This is a genomic window from Streptomyces sp. NPDC052020 (assembly GCF_040680575.1).
Taxonomy (GTDB): domain Bacteria; phylum Actinomycetota; class Actinomycetes; order Streptomycetales; family Streptomycetaceae; genus Streptomyces.
On record NZ_JBFAWY010000022.1, the window covers coordinates 102,272 to 124,275 of the forward strand.

The following is a 22,004-nucleotide window of genomic DNA, read 5'->3' on the forward strand; positions in this document are numbered from 1 at the left end:
TGCCTCGCGATCGCCTGGCTATCTCCGAATGTGCACCGTCACTTGGATCCCGCCCACGGTCGCTGAGCCGATGCCAGCGATGGCCAGCGCCAAGGGGAGTGGTCCGTAAAGACCGATGCCCACAGTCAAGATCAGACAAGCAGTGATCGTCGTCGCCTGCACCCAGGCAAGGATCTTCGTGCTGCGCGCCGTCGGATCTGGGGTACGGTCGGTAGCGGTCATGTACTTCGGTCTCCATGTGTCTTGTCGAGAGATTCAGGGGAGCAAGCGGAGTACGGACGCGACAGGGAAGTTCCAGGTCAGCCGCCAAGCATGGACCTGAACTTCCCTTTGTCGTTTCCGACTTCGGGTGCCTGGTGACCAAGTTACCGAGTCCGTTAGGCGTCCTCTTCGACAGCGACTTGCACCACATACGCGACAGCGCACGTGGTGGGGCTCAGTGTCTGGTCGGTCCGGTAGCGTCTCGGCCCTGTCGTGCGACTCAGCTCCACATGCGGTACAAAAGCGCAGCTCAAGCCGCTCCATTACACGAGACTGTGACTCCAGTCACATCACAAAACTCTTTGTCTGGCGCCACGCTCGGCGCGCGAGGGGGCGCCTTTTCATGTGACATTTGTCACGCAGCAACGGTGCAGGGTCCTGCACTCCTTAGGTCGGCGGAACGGCTTTGGGCTGGAGCTGCTTTGGCGCGAGTGATCATGGCCCCGTAAGCTTCCGGCGCGTCGGGCAGTCTGTGGACCTGCCCGCTAAAGCACGACGTTGGGGCCATGATCTGCGAGGCTCGCGCCAAAGTGGCTGCCTAAAGCCGTGGAGCCGACCGCCCCAGCCACGACGTACCCCTTCTCTGACGGCAAGCGGCTGATTGCTGTGCGCGCGGCACGGGCGCCGGCCGGGCTGGAGCGGGGCGGAGACAGGAGCGCAGGCCCGGCCGGGGGTCGGGCCGCGCGCGGTGAGCGGAGCGAGCCGCCTTGGACAAAGTGCCCAAGCCTCGGCGGCGCCGGATCAAGCCCTGGTCGGTGGTGGAAGCCGGGCGCTTCCTCGCCGACTCCCTCGCTCGCGAAGATCCGCTCTTCGCCGCCTGGGTCCTCGTCCTCTGCCTCGGTCTGCGACGCGGTGAGGTCTTGGGCCTGACCTGGAAGTCGATCGACTTCGACACCGGTGAGCTGTACGTGGATCAGCAGATCCAGCGTGCGGGTCGACAGATCCTGCACCGGGAGACCAAGACGGAGGAGTCCGACGACTTCCTTCCACTCCCCGAATTCTGCCTTCGGGCGCTCCGGATGCGCCGTGCCCAGCAGACCGGGGACCGGAAGGCGGCCGGTGAGCTGTGGCAGGACACGCGGGGGCTGGTCTTCACCACGAAGTACGGGACGCCGATCGAGCCGGGCAACCTCACCCGCATGTTCGCCCTGCGGGCCCGGCGCGCCGACCTCCGGGTGATCCCGCTCCGGAACACCCGGCACACGTGCAGCTCGCTCCTCGTCGCCCTGAAGGTCCACCCCAAGGTCGCGCAGCGAATCCTGCGGCACTCGCAGATCGCCATGACGATGGAGGTCTACGCCGAAGCCAGCGAGGAAGAGGTGCGGGCCGCGCTCGGCAAGCTGTCCGACGCCATGGGCGGCGCCGGCTGACGCCGTTGCTGTACTTCGCTGCTGTACGCCCCTGAAACGCAAGAGGCCCCGGATCTCTCCGGGGCCTCTCACCTGTGTGCACTCGGCAGGATTCGAACCTGCAACCTTCTGATCCGTAGTCAGATGCTCTATCCGTTAAGCTACGAGTGCTTGTTCATTTTTCTCTCCGCCGCTCCCGTTCCTTTCGGCCCGCTCGCGGCGACAGGAAGAACATTACATGACTGCCGCCGTCATGTGAAATCCACTGACCTCACCGCCTCTGACCTGCGGAAACACACCCCAGGGCACCCGCTGCGCCCGCACCTCGCCCATGTGAGCCGCGCAACAGTTCGGCCGAAAGTCGGGGGGGAGAGGTGGTGATCCACGCGAGGGGGCGTACACGCACCGAAGCCCCGGCCGGGTGGGCCGGGGCTTCGGTGATCATGTGCGGAGGCGGAGGGATTTGAACCCTCGATGGGCTTTAAGGCCCAAACCGCATTAGCAGTGCGGCGCCATAGACCGGACTAGGCGACGCCTCCTTACACGACATCCCGCGCGCGAGTGCGGGTGGTGCGTGCCGATGATGACACAGTCGAGCGTGCTGTCACCAATCGACCCCCACGGTACTAGGCGGGCAGGCCGCAGGGCAAAGGGGATACGCGCGGGCCGGGGCGGGGCGTGTCCGCGGGCCGGAGGACGGCCGTCCGGGCGGCGGGACGCACGGGCGGGGGCCGCAACATCGCCGGGCGTGGGGCGTTAGTCAGGGCATGTCGCAGGTCATCTCGCAGTTCGCCCGCCGGGCCGGCCGCCAGGCCCCGCCCCGGCCCCAGACCCGCCGCCCCCGCCCCGTGCTGCGGCGGCTGCTCGTCACCGCCGCCTCCTCCCTCACCGCGGCCGCCTCCCTGGCCGCCGGGCCCTCGACCGCCTACGCCTCACCGGTCACCGCAGCCCCAGCCGCCACGCAGGTCACCCGGCCCGTGGCGCACCACAGCGGGGACCATCTGACCGTCACCGTCCGGAACGCGGGCCGGGGCCGGGACGGGACGTTCCAGCTCTCCTGCCACCCGGGCGGCGGCAGCCACCCCGATCCCGAGGGGGCGTGCGCCGCGGTCGAGCGGAACACCCGCTGGGGGCAGGACGCCTTCGCGCCGGCGGGGCGCGGCGGCGTGTGCACCATGCAGTACGGCGGCCCCGCCACCGCGCGGGTCACCGGCGTCTGGGCCGGGCGCCCCGTCGACGCGAGGTACGACCGGCGCGACGGCTGCGCGATCGCCCGCTGGGACCGTATGGTGCCGCTCCTTCCGGACCTCGGGGCGCCGGCGTCCCCGTGACCCGGTCGCCGCGGGCCGGCCAGCCCGGTCGGCCCGCGGGCCCGGCTGCCCGCCAGTCCGCCTGCCCCCGGCCCGCCCGGTCCCCCGGCTGCCCGCCGGATCAGGCCATCCCGGCCGTATCCGACCCCAACCGGGCACCAATCGGTCACACGTTCTACGTCACTTCGCCGTGCGACCTCCGTCCCATCCGGCGCCGCGCGCACGGCCCCAGCCCTTAGACTCCCTCGCGTGACACGCTGCGGGCAGGTTGGCAAGATGGCCCACGCGGTCGGCAAGGTGCGGTAACAGGGAGGAAGCGACTCGTGAGCAGCAGGCCATCCCGAGGCGCTGCTCGCCTCGCAGCCATACTGGACGCTCTGCCGGACGCGTTGGTGCTGGTCAACGCCAACGGGACCGTCGTCAACGCGAACACCATCGCCCTGGAGACCTTCGAGGCGCCAGGGACCGCGCTGGTCGGGCGCGGGCTGCTGGACCTGCTGCCCCAGTTCGACTCCAAGCTCATCCCCGGCTCCATGCGGCGGCCGGACCACATCGACCCGCGGGCCCGGACCAAGCCGACCCGGATGGTCGCCCGCCGCACCGACGGCACCGAGTTCCCCGTCGAGGTCACCAGCGCCAACCTGGAGAACGGGCAGCAGGCGTACGACGGTTACGGCTACATCGGCGACGAACTGCTGATGCTCGTCGTCCGCGACCTGTCCGGCACCGTCGACACCGAGGCCGAGCTCGCGCGCTCGCAGCGGCAGACCGAGATGATCCTGCGGGCCGCCTCCGAGGGCGTCGTCGGGACGGACACCGACGGGCGGATCGTGCTGGTCAACCCCGCCGCCGCCCAGATACTGGGCTACCGGGCCGGCGAACTCGGCGGACGCGAGCTGCACACCCTCATCCTGCACTCCCGCGCCGACGGCTCCCCCTTCCCGTACGACGAGTCCCCGCTCGCGGACACCCTGCGCTCCGGGCGCAAGCACCGGGTGCGCGGGCAGGTCGTGTACGCCAAGAACGGCGACAAGGTGCCGGTCGACCTGACGACCGCCCCCGTGCGGGACGGCGACCAGCTCGTCGGCGCCGTGATGACCTTCACCGACCGGCGGCCCTACGAGGCGCTCGTGAAGGAGCGGGAGGACGCCGAGCGACGGCACGCCGAGGAACTGGAGCGGATCGCCGAGGAGCACGCCTCCGAGCTCACCGCGCTGCGCCAGAAGCACGTCACCGAGCTGGAGGAGCTCCAGGAGAAGCACGCGGAGGAGCTCGCCGCGGGCGAGGAGCGCTACGCCGCGCTCGGCGAGCGCGAGAAGGACCGGTACGAGGCGCTCGCCGCCCGGCACGAGCAGCTGCTGACGCTGCTCGGGCAGTCCCTGCGCGGGCCCCTGGAGGAGCTGCGCCGCGAACTGTCGGCGCTGGCCGCGGACGACGCCGGGCAGCTGTGGCCCGAGGCCAACCAGGTGCTCCACCACCTGTCGGCCGGCTATTCGCGGATCACCACGCTCATCGACAACGTCCTCGGCTACCAGCGGCTCGACACCGGCACCGAGGGCGTCTCCCGTACGAAGGTGATGCTGGACGCCGTCGTCGCCGCCGGTGTCGACGGGGCCGTCGAGCTGGTCGGGCCGGGGCGGGTGCAGTTCGCCGTGCACGCGCCGCCCATCGAGGCCGAGGTCGATCCCCGGCTGCTGGCGACCGCGCTGGCGCATCTCGTCGCCGATGTGGCCGGGGTCGACGCGACCGGCAACGCGCCCGTGTCGGCGGGCGGTTACATGGACAGCACCGTCGTGGTGGCGGCGGCGCAGCGCGGCGAGGTCGTACGGATCGAGGTGCGCGGGCCGTACGCCGGGGGAGACCCGGTGCACGAGCCCATCGTGCGCGGCATCGTGCGCGCCCACGGCGGCGTGTTGCAGACGCACGAGGTGCCGGGCATGAGCGGCAGCGCGTACGTGCTGGAAGTACCGATCGGGGCCGGGGCGGGGGCCGTCGCCGCCGAGGCCGGGCCCGCCGCGGAGGCCGCGGTACCCGCCCCGGAGACCGGTGCGGAGTTGGGCCCGGCCGGCGAGTCCGCCGGGGGCGCGGCCGGTGAGGCGCGGCCCGCGCTGGCGCCGGCGGCCCAGGCCCCGGTCGCCGAGGCGGGCGGCCTGGCGGAGCGGACCGCCGGCGGCGGGCGGCGGCGGGCGCGGCGCGTCGACGCGTTCCTGGAGAGCGACCTCGCGGGCCCGGTCGGTGACACGGACGGTTCCGGCGTTCCCGGCGCCGAGGGAGAAGGGGGCACCCCGACCGGACGCCGCAGGAGGCGCGCGGCCGAGGCGCCCGCGCCCGTACCGGCACCGGCCGCGCCGGCGCCGGGTGAGATGCCCGGGGGCACCGGGCGCCGCCGTCGGCGACCCGCCGAGGACGCGGCCGCGGGGCCGGGTGCCGGCGTGGCCGAGGGCGCCGTCGTCACGGCCGCCGAGCATGCCGCGGGGACCGCGGCATCGGGCACCGGACTGGGCGGCACCGTGCCGCCGCAGGGCGTTCCCGCCCCGACCGGACGACGGGCCCGGCGTGCCGCCGACGACCAGCACGCACTGCCGCCGGCGCTGCCCGCGCCGTCCGGTGAGGCGGACCCGTCCGCCCCGGGCGACGCGTCCCGGCCGACCGGACGCCGACGGCGCGCACTGGCCTCGGCGGCCGAACGCGCCGCCGCGCAGGAGGCCGGACCTCGCCAGGTGTTCGCCCTGCCGCCCGCCGAGGCGGACCGGCCCGCCGGTACGGCCCACCCGGTCGCCGGAGTCACGGGCGGACCCGGGCCGGTGGAAGCCCCGGGAGCTTCGGAGGCCGGGCTGCCGCACGCGCCGCACATGCCACAGACGCCGCCGGCACCGCACGGCTCTCCTGGGCCTGTTCCGGCAGGCGCGGGTGGGCCGGCGGCGCCGGACCTTCCCGCGCGGGACGCGACGCCGGGGGCCGACATCCCCGCTCAGGCCCAGGGACACCGGCCGGCGCACGGTACCGACGCCGCCGGTGCGGCCGGCACGAATACGGCCGGTGCGGTGGCTTCCGGGGCGGTGGCCTCCGGCGGCGAGACCGGTGACGGGGGGCATGACGCCGTACCGCTTGATCAGTCCACCGGGCACGTCCCGCCGGTGCCGCATCCGGTGACCGATTCGACCGGCCGCCGTCGCCGGCCCGTGGCCATGCCCCCGGACGCACCGGCTCCGGCCGTCCCGCCGGCCGGGACGCAGGGCCAGGGCGGGGGCCAGGGCGTTCCGGTTCCCGCGCAGAGCGTTCCGGCCCAGGACACCGCCGGTCGGGGCGTGCCGGTGGCGGGCCCGGGGAGCGGCGTGCCCGCTCAGACCGCCCCGGTCCAGGATCCGCAGGCCGCTGCCGTACCCGGCCGGACGGGGGCTCCGCGGGCGGCTCAGGGCGGTGCCGCACAGACGACGGACCAGGCCACGGGCGACGCCACGGGGCAGATCCCGGCCCAGGTTCCGGGGCGGTCTCCAAGGCAGGCCGCCGCCCGGGTTCCGGGACAGGCCGCCGCCCAGGTTCCCGGGCAGGTGCCGGGTCGCGTTCCGGGGCAGGTTCCGGCTCGGGTCCCGGCTTCGGAACCGGTCGCGACGCCGGCCACGGCTCCAGTCACGGCGCCGGTGCCCGGCCAGGCGGGGCAGCAGGCTCAGGAGGAGCCGCCCGCCGGGCAGGCCCAGCCGCAGGGCGCCGCCGCCCCCGCCGCGCGGAACGCGACCGGGCAGGCCGGGCAGGCCGGGCCGCCGCCCGCCCAGCAGACCGGCACCCTCGGCCGGCCGCAGCCGCAGCCCCGCTCCGCGTCCCAGCCTCCCCAGGGTGCGCCGGACGAGGCAGCCGCCGCCGCGCAGGCCGCCCCCGCTCCGCAGCCGTGGCCCGTCGTCGCCGACGAGACCCCGGCCCCCGGTACCCCCGTGCCGCCGGACGGCGCCGCGAACGCCGTACCCGCGCACGGCGCCTCCGCCCCGGTGCCGCCCGGCACCGCCCCGGAGGCGCCCCGGACGAGCGTCGCCCCCGTACCGCCGGCCGCGCCGGCACCCGCGCAGGGTGCGTCCGCCCCGGGGACGGCCCCGCTGCCGCCGGAGAGCCCCAGGCCCGCGCAGCCGCTGCCCGCGGAGGCGGCGGTTCCGGTGGACCCGAACTCGACGCAGGGACGGGCGATCAGCGTGCGCACGCTGGGCCAGGGCGTGCCCTTCACCCGGCAGGCCGCCCAGGTGCAGCAGCCCTCGGCCACGCCCGCGCCGCACCACCCGGGCGGTTCGGGCCGTCGCCGGAAGCTGGGGACGCCGCCCGACCCGGCCGCCGCCCGGCCGGAGCAGGGTGCCCGGCCGCACCCGGCGGCCGAGCAGCCGCGTACGCCGGGACAGCCGCAGCCGGCCACCCCGGCGCCGGCCGGCCAGCCGCCCCGGCTCGCGCAGGCCACTGAGGGCGCCGGACGGTCGTACGCCATAGGAGCGCCCGACGAGAACGCCGCCGAGGGGCCCGAGCCGCTGGACGGTCCCGGCGGGGCCGTCGAGGTGGCGGACACCCCGCGTCCGCAGCCGCTGGACGACGAACTGCCGCCGGAGCCGCTGGACAACCCGCGCCGGCTGCTGGTGTGGCCCGCCCCGGACGTGTCCACGCAGCAGGCGCTGAGCGACCGCGGCTACCGGCCGGTGATCGTGCACTCGCGCGAGGAGGTCGACGCGCAGATCGCGGCCTTCCCCGCCGCGCTGTTCGTCGACCCGCTGACCGGGCCGATCACCCGCACGGCGCTCCAGTCGCTGCGGCAGGCCGCGGTGGCGGCCGAGGTGCCGGTGCTGGTCACGGCCGGGCTCGGGCAGGCGTCGCGGGACGCCGCCTACGGCGCCGATCCCGCGGTGCTGCTGAAGGCGCTCGCCCCGCGTGACAGCGAGCAGCACCCGCCGCGCGTGCTGCTCATCGAGGAGCACCCGGAGATCGCGCTGGCGCTGACCGCGACGCTGGAGCGGCGCGGGATGCATGTGGCGCGTGCCGCGAGCGACGCCGACGCGGTGGCACTGGCGACGCGGTTCCGGCCGAACCTGGTCGTGATGGACCTGATGCAGGTGCACCGGCGCCAGGCCGGGATCGTGGACTGGCTGCGCGCGAACGGGCAGCTCAACCGCACCCCGCTGGTCGTCTACACGGCCGCCGTCGACCAGGCCGACCTGCCGCGCCTGGCCTCGGGGGAGACGGTGCTGTTCCTCGCGGAGCGGTCCACCAGCACCGAGGTGCAGTCGCGCATCGTGGACCTGCTGGCCCGGATCGGCACCAACTAGGGTCCCCGTTTGGATCACGCCGGGCTCGCGGGCGGCGCGCTCGCCGCCGCCCGGACGGGCCCGGTCCCCGCCCGCCTCGCCGCCGTACGGCGGTGAGGCGCGCCCGCCCGCGGCGCGTCGAAGGCGCGGCGTCGTAGGCAGGTGACGTAGGCGAGGAGCCGAAGGCGCGATGACGGACAGCGGCGTGGGCCCGGCCGGGGGCGGGCAGGGCCGAGAGGCCGTCAGAGCCGGGTGACGTCCAGCTGCCCCTCGGCGTACCGCCTGCGCAGCACCTTCTTGTCGAACTTGCCGACGCTCGTCTTCGGCACCGTCTCGATGACCGCCCAGCGCTCCGGGAGCTGCCACTTGGCGATCTTGCCCTCCTCGGCGAGGAAGGCGCGCAGAGCGGCGAAGTCGGCGGTGGCGCCCTCCTTGAGGACGACGGTGGCCAGCGGGCGCTCGCCCCACTTGTCGTCGGGGACGGCCACGACGGCGGCCTCGGCGACCTCGGGGTGGGCCATCAGGGCGTTCTCCAGCTCGACCGACGAGATCCACTCGCCGCCGGACTTGATGACGTCCTTGGCCCGGTCGGTGAGGGTGAGATAGCCGTCCGGGGAGATCGTCCCGACGTCGCCCGTCTTGAGCCAGCCGTCCTCGCTGAACTTGTCGGCCGGGCGCAGCGGTTCGGCGCCGGGGCCGTTGTAGTAGGCGCCGGCGATCCAGGGGCCGCGGACCTCCAGCTCACCCGCCGACTCGCCGTCCCAGGGCAGGCGTTCGCCGCCGGGGCCGGTGAGGCGGGCCTCGACGCCGGCCGGGAAGCGGCCCTGGGTGCGGCGGTAGCCGAACTCCGCCTCCGTGCCGACCGCGTGGGCCGGCGGACGGGCGATCGTGCCGAGCGGGGACGTCTCCGTCATGCCCCAGGCGTGGCAGACCCGCATGCCCAGCCGGTCGAACGCCTCCATCAGGGAGGGCGGGCAGGCGGAGCCGCCGATGGTGACCTGGGAGAGGAAGGAGACGTCGCGCGGCTTGGCGGTCAGCTCGGCGAGCAGTCCCTGCCAGATGGTGGGGACGGCGGCGGCGTGCGTGGGCCTCTCGCTCTCGATCATCTCGGCGAGCGGCGCGGGCTGGAGGAACCGGTCCGGCATGAGCATGTTCACGCCGGACATGAAGGTGGCGTGCGGCAGGCCCCACGCGTTCACGTGGAACTGGGGCACGACGACCAGCGACGTGTCCGCGTCGGTCAGGCCCATCGACTGGGTCATGTTGACCTGCATGGAGTGCAGGTAGATGGAACGGTGGCTGTAGACCACGCCCTTGGGGTCGCCGGTGGTGCCGGAGGTGTAGCACATCGCGGCGGCCGCGCGCTCGTCCAGCTCGGGCCAGTCGTACGCCGTCGGCTTCCCGGCGATCAGCTCCTCGTACTCGTGCACCCGGACCGGGGCGCCGTCCAGCGGGGAGCGGTCACCCGGGCCGGAGACGACGACGTGCTCGACCGTCTTCAGGTGGGGCAGCAGCGGGGCCAGCAGCGGGATCAGGGAGCCGTTGACGATCACGACCCGGTCGGCCGCGTGGTTCACGATCCAGGCAAGCTGCTCCGGTGGCAGGCGGAGGTTGAGGGTGTGGAGCACGGCACCCATGGAGGGGATGGCGAAGTACGCCTCGACGTGCTCGGCGTTGTTCCACATCAGGGTCGCCACCCGCTCGTCGCCGGTGACCTGGAGGTCCGCGCGCAGGGCGTGCGCCAGCTGGGCCGCGCGGGCGCCGATCTCCGCGAAGGAGCGACGGTGCGGCTCGTCCTCACCGGTCCAGGTGGTCACCTGTGAGGTGCCGTGGATCGTCGACCCGTGCGTCAGGATCCTCGAGATCAGCAGCGGTACGTCCTGCATGGTGCTCAGCACGGCATCCTCCCGGGGCGACATTGCCTACGCGGCGGCAAGGGTTGCGCTGATTCTGCGCACATACCACGCGGTATGTCACTAGGAGCGGATGATCGATCACCTCACGGTCCGGACACGATCAGCTCCGGATCCTCCCGCAGCTTGCCCAGCGCCCGCGACACCGCCGACTTCACCGTGCCGACGGAGACGCCGAGCACGGCGGCCGTCTGTGCCTCGCTGAGATCCTCGTAGTAGCGCAGGACGACCATCGCCCGCTGCCGGGCGGGCAGCCGCATGACCGCCCGCCACATCGCGTCGCGCAGGGCCTGCCGCTCGGCCGGGTCGTCACCGCCGGGTACGGGCTCCGGCTCCGGCAGCTCGTCGCAGGCGAACTCGTCGACCTTGCGCTTGCGCCACTGCGAGGTCCGGGTGTTCAGCAGCGCGCGGCGCACGTAGCCGTCGAGCGCGCGGTGGTCCTCGATGCGCTCCCAGGCGGCGTACGTCTTGGTGAGCGCGGTCTGCAACAGGTCCTCCGCGTCGCTCGGGTTCGCGGTCAGCGACCGGGCGGTACGCAGCAGCACCGGCTGGCGGGCCCTGACGTACGACGCGAACGACGGATACGAGAGGGTCAGCGTCGCTGCCGCGGCGGCCTCCGAAGCGCTGGTGCAGACGGGTGTGGTCATGGCTCCACGCTAGGAGCATGAGAGCTTCACCGGATCGGCCCCAGGTCCCGAAGCCGGGTCCGCCTCAGGTTGTAGGGGTGGGGCTTGCCGCACCTCCTGTGGGTGGACGAGGGGATGAGGGCCACTGGGGGTTCGCCCCTGAGACCCGGCCACCGGGCCCCGACGGGCGGCCCGGCCACCCGGCCCCGACGGGCGGCCCGGTCGCCTGGCCGCGTCTGCGTCCGTCCGCCCGTTCGTCCGGTCACACGTCTGCGCGGCGGTGCCGAAGCACCGCCGCGCAGACGCGAAACAACCCCATGAAGCAAACCCACACAGACTGAGGAGCCGGGCCGGACAGCCGCGCCGTCCCCGGCTCCTCAGCTCACCACAGCGGAGAGAAGCCGACGGATACCGCTGCGAGGGTGCGGGCGGTACGGATACTTGCCATGTTGCTCCTCCGGGAAGATGCGCACCGGCTCGTGGCCGCGGCGCTCAGGCACGTGAACCAGACTGTTCCCCAAGGCAGTTGGCCGACCGCCTCAGTACTGTGCACGACGTCACGAGATCAGACTTGCCCACCCGATCCCGGCGAACCACCCCGGACATCCCGATTCCCCCTCAAGCGTGAGGACAAGTCGATAAACCCCTGCGCATCCCTTCCACCCCGACGCGGGACGGGCCAACCGGCTCCGGCTCAAGCGCCCCAAGCGATGAGGCGCTCCGTCACATCTCCCACTCCGCGCACATCCCCGGCGCGCCGCACACGCGCCCCCTTTCCATTTTCGAACGGGTATACGGAAACGAGGGCATGGCCGCCATCACCCAGTTCGCCCTCTCCGCGTACGAGGGGCAGCGCCGGCCCGCGCGGCGCGGACACGTCCCCGGCGACCCGCCTCACGCCCCCTCGCCCAGCAGTTCGGTGATACCCGGCACCGACCAGTGGCCGGCCGCACCGGGGCAGGCCGCGAGGTAGGCGGCGACCGCCTCGAGGTCCCACGCCCCGGCCGACAGCAGGCCCGCGGCCAGGAACCGCACGTAGGCGGCGGACGGGGGGACCCATCCCACGTCGCCCATCCCCCAGGGCGCCGTGAAGGTCAGTACGGGCAGGCCGTCCAGCCGGCCGGCGCAGACGAGCGTTTCGTAGCGGCCCGCGCCCAGCACGGCCCGCCCCCGGGTGAGCACGTCCGCCAGGTCCAGGTCGGCTCCCGGTGCCCGGTCCATCTCCTGGGCGGCGATGTCGGCGAACTGACCGGTGGTCACCAGATGGGCTCTGGCCAGCACCCGCCCGCTCACCCCCGGGTCGTAGAAGGCCCGGCCGCCTCCCCACACGCGCGACTCGGTGGCGAAGTACATCGCGCCGGTGAGTTCCACCGGGACCGACCTGGCCGGCATGGCGGGGTCGCGGCACCCCGGGTACTCCCGCGCGGCGCCGGGCGGGCACCCGCCCCGGAGGTAGGCGGCGAGCCGATCCAGATGCGTGTTGGACCCGTAGGACGCGTACCAGACCCGCCGCGGGTGCCGGTCGGCGGGCGGCGCCGGGTCGATACCGCGCAGGGCCTTCACGCTCGCTCCCCTGTCCCCGCCCCGCGGCGCCGCGCCCTCGCCGGGACGAGGGGGGACACGGGGCGAAACAGGAAGGGGTGCCCCTCGCCGGACGGGCACCCCTTCCGAAACCGGCCGTACGCCGGCCTGCCGGCGGTGGGTGTGGGATTTGAACCCACGGTGACTCGCGCCACGACGGTTTTCAAGACCGTTCCCTTAGGCCGCTCGGGCAACCCACCTCGGCCCCGTCCCACCTGGGGCGGAGCGGCAACAGCCTACCGGCCTCCGGCCTCGCACGGAGGGCCCTGGCCCACACGGGGACGCGGCCACCCGATATTTGCGTTTCGGTCACCCGTCAGCCGCGCCGGCCCCATGCGCCACTGACACGAGACACCTCGATGACCGATTCGGCACTCCAGCACATACTGACATATGCCCACAACCCGGATACGGCCACCCGGGCGCGCGACCGGGGAACGACACCCGACGCCACCTGAGGACTGCGCCGAATCGGGACACGGGAGCGCTCACAGTCCGGCACATCAGATCAAGACAATCAGCACCGTTTACAACCATGTCACTCGAAGTGAATGGCGCGGTATCACCCCATAAGCAAGATGACCACTGAAAGGATTCACTCAGCCACACACCGATTCATGGGGCACTGATGCGTAAAAACGAAATGCTGGCCGTTTCGACGCGGGAGAGGGTGGACTTACCGTACGCGGCTCTGGCCCTGGAAGCGGCGAAGGAAGGCGCCAAGGCCATTGACGAGCAGGCGGCGGAATTCCTCCAGTCGGTCGCCAGCAAGGGAGCCCGCTATGACCTCGTGACCCGCGCCGACAAGGAGGCGGAGCGAGCGATCATCGGCCACCTCTCGGACCGCAGCCCGAGCGATGGAATACTCGCCGAAGAGTCCGGGGTACGGGAGGGGACCTCTGGGCTGCGCTGGGTGATCGACCCCATCGACGGGACCACGAACTTCGTGCACGGGCGACGCGACTTCGCCGTCTCGGTCGGTCTCGAGTCACAGAGCGGCATCTTCGCGGGCGCCGTGGTCCGGCCGGCCCACGGCGACTGGGCCGCCGCCGAAGGAGACCGGATCTACTCCAGCACCGGACGCCCGATGTCGGTCTCCTCGGTCAAGGTGAACGAGGCCCTGGTCGCCGTCGGCCTGTGCCACGACGCCACCGCACGGGCGTTCACCTTGCAGCGGATCGTGCCGGTCCTGGTCTCCCATGTCCAGGACTGGCGCTGGGTGGGATCGGCCGCCTGCGACCTCTTCTCGGTGGCCGACGGCTCGCTCGACGGCTACGTCGGAATCAATCTCAGCATCTGGGACATCGCGGCCGGCATCGCCCTGGTGAAGGCCGCCGGAGGCCACTGCGAAACCGTTCGAGCCGGGCAGATCGACGCCTTTCTCGCGGGCTCTCCCGAAGTCGTCACCGGGCTGAAGCGCGCCCTCGCCAACCTGTGAATTTCAGGGAAACGATTCAGAAAGGGAAATCCCATGGTGCAGCTGCTCAACGAGATCAACTCCCCGAAAGACCTCCGCGACATGTCCGAGGGGGAGTTGGAGCGCCTCGCCTCGGAGGTACGCGCCTTCCTCATTGAGCACGTCTCACAGACCGGCGGCCATTTAGGCCCCAACCTCGGTGTGGTGGAACTTACCCTGGCACTGCACCGGGTCTTCGATTCTCCCAGGGACTCCATCGTCTGGGACACCGGGCACCAGTCCTACGTCCACAAGATCGTCACGGGCCGCCGGGACAGGTTCTCCACGCTCCGCAAGAAGGGCGGCCTGTCGGGCTATCCGTCGCGGGCCGAGTCCGCGCACGATCTGGTCGAGAACTCCCATGCCTCGACGGCCCTCGCCTACGCCGACGGACTGTCCAAGGCGTACGCGCTGCGGGGCGAGGTCGACCGGTGCACGGTGGCGGTCATCGGCGACGGTGCCCTGACGGGGGGCATGGCCTGGGAGGCGCTGAACAACATCGCGGCGGCCGGCAACTCCAGGCCCCTGGTGATCGTCGTCAACGACAACGGCCGCTCCTACTCGCCCACGGTCGGTGGGCTCGCGCGGCACCTCTCGGCGCTGCGGACCCTGCCGGCGTACGAACGGTTCCTGGCGGCCGGCAAGGAGATCCTCGAACGTACGCCCGTCGTCGGCAATCCGGTCTACGAGACCCTGCACGGCGTCAAACAGGGGCTCAAGGAGATCGTGGCACCGCAGGCGCTCTTCGAGGACCTCGGCATCAAATACGTCGGGCCGGTGGACGGACACGACATCGCCGAGCTGGAGAACTCCCTGCGTCTCGCCAGGGGGTTCGGAAGCCCTGTCATCGTCCACTGCGTCACGGAGAAGGGACGCGGATACAGTCCCGCCGAGCGGGACGAAGCCGAACGGTTCCACGCGGTAGGGAAGATCGACTCCCGCACCGGCGCAGCGCCGTCGGACGGATCCCGGAGCTGGACCTCCGTCTTCTCCGCGGAAATCGCCGAGATCGGCGCGGAGAACCCGAACGTCGTCGCCATCACGGCGGCCATGCAAGGGCCGGTCGGACTGACCGAGTTCGGCACCCGCCACCCGGAGCGGTTCTTCGACGTCGGCATCGCGGAACAGCACGCGGTCACCTCGGCGGCGGGCATGGCGATGGCCGGCCTGCATCCCGTCGTCGCCGTCTACTCGACCTTCCTGAACCGGGCCTTCGACCAGCTCCTCATGGACGTCGCCCTGCACCGGTGCGGTGTGACGTTCGTACTGGACCGGGCCGGCATCACGGGCAGTGACGGTGCCAGCCACAACGGCATGTGGGACCTGTCCCTGCTCAACATGGTTCCCGGCCTGCGCGTGGCCGTGCCCCGGGACGCCGACACACTTCGTGAGGAACTGCGCGAGGCCGTGGAGGTCACGGACGCGCCGACGGCCCTGCGTTTCCCCAAGGGGGCGGTCGAGCCCGCCGTGCCCGCGCTCGCGCGCAGGGACGGCATCGACGTGCTGTACGAATCCGCGCGGCGCGACGTGCTGATCGTCGGTGTGGGCGTGATGGCGGGTCCGTGCGTGCGCGTGGCGCACCGGCTCTCCGGTGACGGAGTCAGCGCCACGGTGATCGATCCGAGGTGGGTCAAGCCGGTTCCGGAGGGGCTCATCCGCTTGGCCCGCGGCTACCGTCATGTCGTCACCGTGGAGGACAGCGGACGCATGGGAGGGGCGGGCGCGGCCGTGGCACAGGCACTGCGCGACGCGGGCGTCGCCGCTCCGGTCCAGGTGATCGGCATTCCCCAGCGGTTCCTCGACCACGGATCACGCGGTGAACTCCTCGCCGACCTGGAGCTCACCGAAGACGCCCTGCACAAGGCGGTCCACAACACCGTCGAACTCGCCTTGGACGAGAGCGGAGCACCCGCGGGAACGCTTTAGCGTCCCGCGGTTTTCCAGGACCGTTCCCTCAGGCGCTCGGGCCACCCGCCCCGCACCGCCCGTGACCGGCGGTGCGGGGACCAGGGCAACGGGCCGGCACGCGCGCGTGGGGCTCAGTTGTCGCCGACGCGGGAGCCCAGGGTGAGTTCGACCGTGTGCCGCTTGCCGTCGCGCTCGTAGGTGACGGTCACCTTGTCGCCGGGCTGGTGGGTCCAGATCTCGCCGATCAGGGTCGGGCCGCTGTCGATCACCCGGTCGTCCAGCTTGGTGATGACGTCGCCGGGCTTCAGGCCCGCGTCGTCGGCGGGCCCGCCCGGCTCGACCGCCTCGGAGCCGCCGGCGCCCTGGTCGGTGATCTGGGCTCCGTCCGCCGTCTCCTCCAGGGAGACGGACGCGCCGATCCTGGCGTACACCGGCTTGCCGGTCTTGATCAGCTGCTGGGCGACGTACTTGGCCTGGTTGATCGGGATGGCGAAGCCCAGGCCGATGGAGCCGGCCTGGCCGGTGCCGCCCAGGCCGTTGCTCGCGGACTGGATCGCGGAGTTGATGCCGATGACGCTGCCGCGGGCGTCCAGCAGCGGGCCGCCGGAGTTGCCCGGATTGATCGAGGCGTCGGTTTGCAGGGCGTTCATGTACGACGGCTTGCTGCCGGCGCTGCCGTCGCTGGAGGCCACGGGGCGGTTCTTGGCACTGATGATGCCGGTGGTCACCGTGTCGGACAGGCCGAAGGGGGCTCCGATGGCGATCGTGGAGTCGCCGACGGCCACCTTGTCGGAGTCACCGAGGGGGAGCGGCTTCAGGTCCGACGGGGCGTTCTTCAGCTTGATGACCGCGACGTCGTAGCCCTGGGCGTTGCCGACCACCTCGGCGTCGTACCTCTTGCCGTCGGGGAAGGCCGCGGTGAGCCTGCCTCCGTCGACCGCCTCCGCCACCACATGGTTGTTGGTGACGATGTGGCCCTGCTTGTCGAAGACGAAGCCGGTGCCCGTGCCGCCCTCGCCGCCGGTTCCCTCGGCCTCGATGGTGACCGTGCTGGGCAGCGCCTTGGCGGCCACGGCCGCGACCGTGCCGTCGTCGCGCTTGACGGAGCCGCCGGTGTCGGAGGCGGAGACCGTGGTGGAACCGCTCTCGTCGTTGTCCTTGGCCAGGGTGTAGCCGAGGCCGCCGCCCAGGCCGCCCGCGACCAGCGCGGCGATCAGGAGGGCGGCGACCAGCCCGCCGCGGCGCGGCTTGGGCCCGGGCTGCTGGTACGAGGAGCCCCAGCCGCCGGGGCCGTCGCCGCCCGCGCCGTACACCGGGCCGGCCGGCGGCGGGGGCGGCCAGGCGGCGTCGGGGGCGGAGCCCTGGCGGGTCCCGTACGCGTAGGGGCCCGCGGCGGAGTGCGGTTGAGCGGAGTGGTCCTGCGCGGCGCCGGCCGGGGGCGCGGCCGGCGGCGTGGGCGCGCCGCCGTGCGGCGCCGCCGCCTCCCGCGCGGAGGCTGCGGGAGAATCCACCGGCACGGGGGGTGCGGGCGGGGCCGGGGGTACCGCGGTGCCCTCGTTCTCGGTGCTCACAGCTTCACTCCTCGATCACGGCAGTTGTTCGGTCGCACTGGTGGGACGCGGCCACGCTCGTGCACGCTGGTCGACGGTCCGGCGCGATGCAGCTGTGCAGGTCTGTCCTACGACAGCTTTTCCCACGGGCCGTCAGAGCACCATAAGCCGTTGCTGTGGGTCGGCGGCCGTTCCTTACAGCGGCCCATCCAAGACTAAACGGACGCGATGCTCCCGTCCGGCCCCACGCCCGCCCGCGCGCGGTGGCACCATGACGCGGTGACCCACCCACGGCAGCACCGGATCCAAGTCGTCGCCCACCGCGGCGCGTCCGAGGACGCGCCCGAGCACACCCTGGCGGCGTACCGCAAAGCCATCGAGGACGGGGCGGACGCCCTCGAGTGCGATGTGCGCCTGACCGCCGACGGCCACCTCGTCTGCGTCCACGACCGCCGCGTCAACCGCACGTCCAACGGCCGCGGCGCCGTCTCGGCCCTGGAGCTCGCCGACCTGGCCGCCCTGGACTTCGGTTCGCGCAAGACGCGCGAGTCCTGGCGGGCACGCGACGAGCAGCCCCAGTGGGAGCACCGGCCGGAGGACCGGGAGGCCACCTCCGTCCTGACCCTGGAGCGGCTGCTCCAGCTCGTCTGCGACGCCGGGCGCCGGGTGGAGCTGGCCATCGAGACCAAGCACCCCACACGCTGGGCGGGCCAGGTGGAGGAGCGGCTGCTGCTGCTCCTGAAGCGGTTCGGGCTGGACGCCCCGGCCGACCCCGCGCGGTCCCCGGTGCGCGTGATGAGCTTCTCGGCCCGCTCGCTGCACCGGGTGCGGGCCGCCTCGCCGACGCTGCCCGTGGTCTACCTGATGCAGTTCGTCTCGCCCCGTCTGCGGGACGGGCGGCTGCCCGCGGGCGTCCGGATCGCGGGCCCCTCCATCCGGATCGCGCGCGCCCATCCCGCGTACATCGAGCGCCTGAAGGCGGCCGGTCACCAGGTGCACGTGTGGACCGTGAACGAGCCCGAGGACATCGATCTCTGCGTGGAACTGGGCGTCGACGCCATCATCACCAACCGGCCGCGCGCGGTGCTGGACCGGCTCGGCCGCTGAGCACCGCTCCGCGGGCGTCCGATTCCGGCCACCCGTCGACGAACAGACGACGAAGCATCGGCGAACACACGACGATCCCTCGACCGCCCTCGGCTCCCTCGACCTCCTCCGGCGTTCCCTCGGCGTCCCTTCGGCGTCCCTTCGGTGTTCCTTCGGTGTTCCTTCGTGTTCCTTTGATCATCCGATGACAGGGAGTGCTCCGGCGCGTTCGGTCCGTGTTCGGTCGTGACGAATGCGCCACCGCGAGGCGATCGGCCGGTTTCCGGTACAGGCCAATGGGGCATCCACACCGTGGCGTGGGGCGAAGGAGGTCTCGGGGGTGGCGTTGGTGGTGGCACAGGAGGTGCCCACGTCGTCGAGCATGGCCGTACCCCATGGCCCTGCGGGCGTGGGGGAAGCAAGACACCGTATGCGCGATCAGTTGCGCAGAGGCGGCGTGGCGGAATCGGTCATCGACGATGCCGTACTGATCCTTTCCGAACTGTTGAGCAACGCGTGCAAACACGGCCGGCCCTTGGACGGTGCCCTGGCCGGGGACGGCGCCGTCCGCGCCGCCTGGCGGGTGGAGGGCAGCGGCCGGCTCGTCGTCGAGGTCACGGACGGCGGTGGCCCGACCCGCCCGGCGCCGGCCACCCCGTCGGTCACCGCGCACGGCGGCCGCGGGCTGAACATCATCACCGCGCTGGCCGACGACTGGGGTGTACGGAACGACGCCCGCGGTGAGGTCACGGTCTGGGTCGTCGTCGACGACGACGTGCACGACCCCGACGCGGGGCACCGCCGGGACGACTTCGCGACACGGGTCGGGGCGCCGCCGGTGTCCGGGATCCCCGATCTCGGTTTCGCCGGCGCCTTCGACGAGCTGGGCTGAGGGGCGGACCGCGCCGCGGCCGCGGACCGGGCGGCTCCCCGGCGCGGCGGCCGGGCGCCGTCATCCACAGGGTCCCGTCGGCCGGGGCGCGAACGGCTAGGCTCGCGCCCGTACGAGAAGAGCCGTAACCGGGAGACACCCAGATGGCCAAGAAGCGACCCCAGACGAAGGCCAAGCGCCCGCAGCTCAGCGACGAAGAGGTCCCGGTCGTCGGTGCCCGCGAGCCCTGCCCGTGCGGCAGCGGCCGCCGCTACAAGGCCTGTCACGGCCGGGCCGCAGCGCAGGCCGTGACCGAGCTGGTGCACCGCCCGTTCGAGGGGCTGCCCGGTGAGTGCGACTGGGTGGCGCTGCGGGAGCTGGTCCCCGCCGCCACGGCCGAGCTGGCGCTGAAGGGCGGGCTGCCCGAGGGCGTCCCGTCGGTCACGCTGGCCACCGTCCTGCCGATGGCCTGGCCGGCGCTGCGCCGCGACGACGGCTCGGTGCTGCTCGGCCTGCAGAACGACACCGCGTCGGGCGACCTCAGCCGCGACCTCGCCGACACCCTCCAGCGCGCGCTGACCGCGCGGCCGGGCACCCCGGTGCAGGGCCGCCGCGCTCCGGCCGACGGTCCGCGGCTTCAGGATCTGCTCGACCCGCAGGGCCCGTTCGAGCCGGTGGTGCACTCCGGTTTCGAGTTCTGGGTGCCGGACCAGGAGAACGCCACGCCGGAGGTGACCGCCTCCCTGGAGCGGGCCAACGCCGCCGCGATCCCCACCGCCAAGCTCCAGGGCGTGGACGCCGCCTACTGGTGCGAGACGCCGGAGAAGAACCATCTGCGGTGGGTGATGCCGCACGCGGAGGAGCGGCTTCTGGACGCTCTCGCGCGGTTGCAGGCGGCCGGGCGGTCCGGCCTGGGCGAGGGCACGCGCCTGGTCGGCTCCTTCCGCGCCCACGGGCTCACCGTCCCGGTCTGGGACCTGCCCAGCGGGGTCACCGCGCAGGACGTGGAGAAGCCGGCGGCCGAGTTCGCCGAGCGCCTCGCCGAGGCCCTGGCCTCGGACGTTCCGCTCACCGCCGACGAGCGCCGGGCCCGCGGCGGCCTGACCAACCGGCAGGTCACGCTCAGCTGACCCGCACCGCCCGGCCCGGGCCGGCGGGCCGGCCGGCCCGCCGGGCACCGCGCCCTCACCGAGTGATACCGGTCACAACTCCCCGTCGGCGCGCGCCCGTCGGGGAGGAGGACCGTGACCGGATCGGTGTCCGGAAACACAGAGATCGAATTTGCTAACCGCCGATCTCTTGTTACCGTTCCAGTAGCCCGGTTGCTGGTGCATCCCCCGTCGCCAGCAACCGGGTCTTTCCATGTGCGGTGCCCGGACGAGCACCGCGGCCGCTCCTCAACTCGCCTGGTCGAGGGGCGAGTTGCTGCCGGCGCGCAGCAGCAGCGGACCGGTGCCCGCCCCGTCGGCCGGTCCGGCGAACTCGGCGACGGCGCTGTAAGCCGCCGGCTCGTCCCGCATGCGCTCCCGAGGTGTCTCGCACGTCCCCGGCTCGCCCTCTTCCCCCACCGCGCAGCGCATCTGGAGCGTGCGGCCACCCGGCCCCAGCAGACTCAGCACCAGTCGCAGCGGGCCGCCGGTCGCGTTGCGGTAGTAGGTCCGCGCCCAGGTCTCCCGCGCCTGGACCAGGAGACAGGTCTGCGCCTCGATGCCGCCGGGCGAGGCGAGCTCGGGTCCGCAGCGCACCGCGGTGGAGGGGCCGAGGCCGAGCGGCGCCGTGCGCGGAAGGCCCGTACCGGGGGCCTTGCCGTCGGCGCCGTCACCGGCCTGCGCGGAGGACTCCCGCACCGGGGGGAGGGGCTCGCCCACGGGCCCCGCGGACGCCACGGCGAAGGGCAGCACCACCGCGCACGCCACGACGCCGGCGAGGGCGGCCGCCCTGATCCGCCGCGGGCCGGGCCCGCTGCCCGGCCCTTCGCCGGGGCCGCGCCGCCCGGCCGCGGGCCCGTGGGGCCCGTGGTGCCGCCCGGCCGCGGGCCCGTGGTGCCGCCCGGGCCCGGCACCGTGCTCACCCGGCGCCGGACCGCCCCGCGTCCCGCTCCGGGAACGGCGGTCCCGCCCGGGCCCGGCGTGCGCACGGAACCTGTGGTGCTCCCCACGATGAAGCGGCATGAGGCGGACGATAACGACAGCGCGCGGGCCCCCGGCTCCCCCGCGCCCGACACCCCTACAACTCGGGGGCGCTCACGCCCGTACGAGTGAGGGCGTCGACCACCGCGTCCACCACGGCCTCCACGTCGGGCAGCCAGGGGGAGGCGGAGCCGGGCAGCGGCGCCCGCTCCCAGCGGACGGTGCCCTGGCCGGTCTCGGACGGCGGCAGGGCCAGATAGCCGCCCTCGCCGTGGAAGCGCAGGGAACCGGGGACGAAGTCCTTGGCGTAGAGCAGTTCACCGAGCTGCTCCATGGAGTACGGCCGGACCAGCAGCGCCCAGCGGGCGGGCGAGGCGACGACCGGGCCGAGCCGCATGCCCCCGCGGTCGAGCGCGGCCAGGGCGCGGGCCGCCGGCAGCGCGGGCAGCGACACGGCGCACGGCGCCCGGCCGCCGGTCGCGAGGATGATCGGTGCCGCCGGGCGGTTGGTCCACCACCAGCGCACCATGCGCGCGTCGGTCGTGGCCGCGAGGAGGCCGGGGTCGAAGGGGTGGGCACCGGGCACCGTGCACTCCGGGTCCGGGCAGCCGCAGCGGGACCGTCCCCGCGAGCCGGCCGTCACGCCCGGAACTACGGGCCACTGCCATCGAGTCGCGAAGGTCAGGGCCGC

14 protein-coding genes, 3 tRNA genes and 1 pseudogene are annotated in these 22,004 nt (G+C 73.3%); 8 read left to right on the forward strand and 10 right to left on the reverse strand.

The genetic code is table 11. The annotated features are described in order from the left end of the window. Nucleotides 1-18: 18 nt before the first annotated feature. The gene (locus AB0L74_RS22590; RefSeq protein ID WP_365655056.1) at nucleotides 19-222 is read right to left on the reverse strand and encodes a hypothetical protein; all 204 of its coding nucleotides are present in this window, start codon (nucleotides 220-222) and stop codon (nucleotides 19-21) included. Nucleotides 223-974: 752 nt separating this feature from the next. Here AB0L74_RS22590 and AB0L74_RS22595 point away from each other — a divergent pair. Further along, nucleotides 975-1,631: pseudogene (locus AB0L74_RS22595) on the forward strand (site-specific integrase); the annotation flags it as partial. Between the two features lie 77 nt (nucleotides 1,632-1,708). Here the strand turns inward: AB0L74_RS22595 and AB0L74_RS22600 are convergent. Both AB0L74_RS22600 and AB0L74_RS22605 read right to left on the reverse strand, forming a co-directional pair. After that, a tRNA-Arg gene (locus tag AB0L74_RS22600) sits at nucleotides 1,709-1,781 on the reverse strand. Nucleotides 1,782-2,058: 277 nt separating this feature from the next. Beyond that, nucleotides 2,059-2,149: transfer RNA gene (locus tag AB0L74_RS22605), tRNA-Ser, on the reverse strand. Between the two features lie 228 nt (nucleotides 2,150-2,377). Here AB0L74_RS22605 and AB0L74_RS22610 point away from each other — a divergent pair. Next, the gene (locus tag AB0L74_RS22610; protein ID WP_365655059.1) at nucleotides 2,378-2,941 is read left to right on the forward strand and encodes an SSI family serine proteinase inhibitor; all 564 of its coding nucleotides are present in this window, start codon (nucleotides 2,378-2,380) and stop codon (nucleotides 2,939-2,941) included. Between the two features lie 302 nt (nucleotides 2,942-3,243). Further along, nucleotides 3,244-8,214: a PAS domain-containing protein gene (locus tag AB0L74_RS22615; protein ID WP_365655064.1), complete on the forward strand. Its 4,971-nt coding sequence runs from the start codon at nucleotides 3,244-3,246 to the stop codon at nucleotides 8,212-8,214. 221 nt (nucleotides 8,215-8,435) lie between these two features. Here AB0L74_RS22615 and AB0L74_RS22620 read toward each other — a convergent pair whose 3' ends face one another. From AB0L74_RS22620 to AB0L74_RS22635, 4 genes are all read right to left on the reverse strand, one after another. Continuing rightward, nucleotides 8,436-10,112: a long-chain fatty acid--CoA ligase gene (locus AB0L74_RS22620; RefSeq protein ID WP_365655067.1), complete on the reverse strand. Its 1,677-nt coding sequence runs from the start codon at nucleotides 10,110-10,112 to the stop codon at nucleotides 8,436-8,438. Nucleotides 10,113-10,192: 80 nt separating this feature from the next. Then, nucleotides 10,193-10,753 carry a SigE family RNA polymerase sigma factor gene (locus AB0L74_RS22625; protein ID WP_365655070.1) on the reverse strand — a complete coding sequence of 187 codons (561 nt, stop codon included), beginning with the start codon at nucleotides 10,751-10,753 and terminating at the stop codon, nucleotides 10,193-10,195. An 873-nt stretch (nucleotides 10,754-11,626) separates the two neighbouring features. After that, nucleotides 11,627-12,295 carry a histone deacetylase gene (locus AB0L74_RS22630; protein WP_365655073.1) on the reverse strand — a complete coding sequence of 223 codons (669 nt, stop codon included), beginning with the start codon at nucleotides 12,293-12,295 and terminating at the stop codon, nucleotides 11,627-11,629. Nucleotides 12,296-12,428: 133 nt separating this feature from the next. Continuing rightward, a tRNA-Ser gene (locus tag AB0L74_RS22635) sits at nucleotides 12,429-12,513 on the reverse strand. Nucleotides 12,514-12,941: 428 nt separating this feature from the next. Between AB0L74_RS22635 and AB0L74_RS22640 the strand changes: the two genes are divergently transcribed. Together AB0L74_RS22640 and dxs are read left to right on the forward strand one after the other, a co-directional pair. Continuing rightward, complete coding sequence (locus AB0L74_RS22640; protein WP_365655076.1) at nucleotides 12,942-13,751, forward strand: inositol monophosphatase family protein; 810 nt, start codon at nucleotides 12,942-12,944, stop codon at nucleotides 13,749-13,751. A 33-nt stretch (nucleotides 13,752-13,784) separates the two neighbouring features. Beyond that, nucleotides 13,785-15,695: a 1-deoxy-D-xylulose-5-phosphate synthase gene (gene dxs, locus AB0L74_RS22645; protein ID WP_365655079.1), complete on the forward strand. Its 1,911-nt coding sequence runs from the start codon at nucleotides 13,785-13,787 to the stop codon at nucleotides 15,693-15,695. Nucleotides 15,696-15,808: 113 nt separating this feature from the next. Here the strand turns inward: dxs and AB0L74_RS22650 are convergent, their stop codons facing one another. Continuing rightward, nucleotides 15,809-17,248: a trypsin-like peptidase domain-containing protein gene (locus tag AB0L74_RS22650; RefSeq protein WP_365655082.1), complete on the reverse strand. Its 1,440-nt coding sequence runs from the start codon at nucleotides 17,246-17,248 to the stop codon at nucleotides 15,809-15,811. Between the two features lie 258 nt (nucleotides 17,249-17,506). On the opposite strand from AB0L74_RS22650, the gene AB0L74_RS22655 reads away from it, so the two are divergent. The 3 genes from AB0L74_RS22655 to AB0L74_RS22665 all read left to right on the forward strand — a co-directional run bounded on the left by AB0L74_RS22655 (nucleotide 17,507) and on the right by AB0L74_RS22665 (nucleotide 20,314). Next, complete coding sequence (locus AB0L74_RS22655) at nucleotides 17,507-18,334, forward strand: glycerophosphodiester phosphodiesterase (RefSeq protein ID WP_365655085.1); 828 nt, start codon at nucleotides 17,507-17,509, stop codon at nucleotides 18,332-18,334. A 232-nt stretch (nucleotides 18,335-18,566) separates the two neighbouring features. Next, nucleotides 18,567-19,205, forward strand: a complete 639-nt coding sequence (locus tag AB0L74_RS22660) for an ATP-binding protein (RefSeq protein WP_365655088.1) — start codon at nucleotides 18,567-18,569, stop codon at nucleotides 19,203-19,205. 143 nt (nucleotides 19,206-19,348) lie between these two features. Next, on the forward strand, nucleotides 19,349-20,314 hold the full coding sequence (locus AB0L74_RS22665) for a DUF5926 family protein (RefSeq protein WP_365655091.1): 966 nt from the start codon (nucleotides 19,349-19,351) through the stop codon (nucleotides 20,312-20,314). Between the two features lie 267 nt (nucleotides 20,315-20,581). On the opposite strand, the gene AB0L74_RS22670 is transcribed toward AB0L74_RS22665, so the two are convergent. Together AB0L74_RS22670 and AB0L74_RS22675 are read right to left on the reverse strand one after the other, a co-directional pair. Then, nucleotides 20,582-21,127 (reverse strand): hypothetical protein, encoded by a 546-nt coding sequence (locus AB0L74_RS22670; RefSeq protein WP_365655122.1) that lies wholly within the window; start codon nucleotides 21,125-21,127, stop codon nucleotides 20,582-20,584. Nucleotides 21,128-21,410: 283 nt separating this feature from the next. Beyond that, nucleotides 21,411-22,004, reverse strand: a 594-nt coding sequence (locus tag AB0L74_RS22675; protein ID WP_365655094.1) for a bifunctional DNA primase/polymerase, incomplete at its 5' end; no start/stop codon positions are given.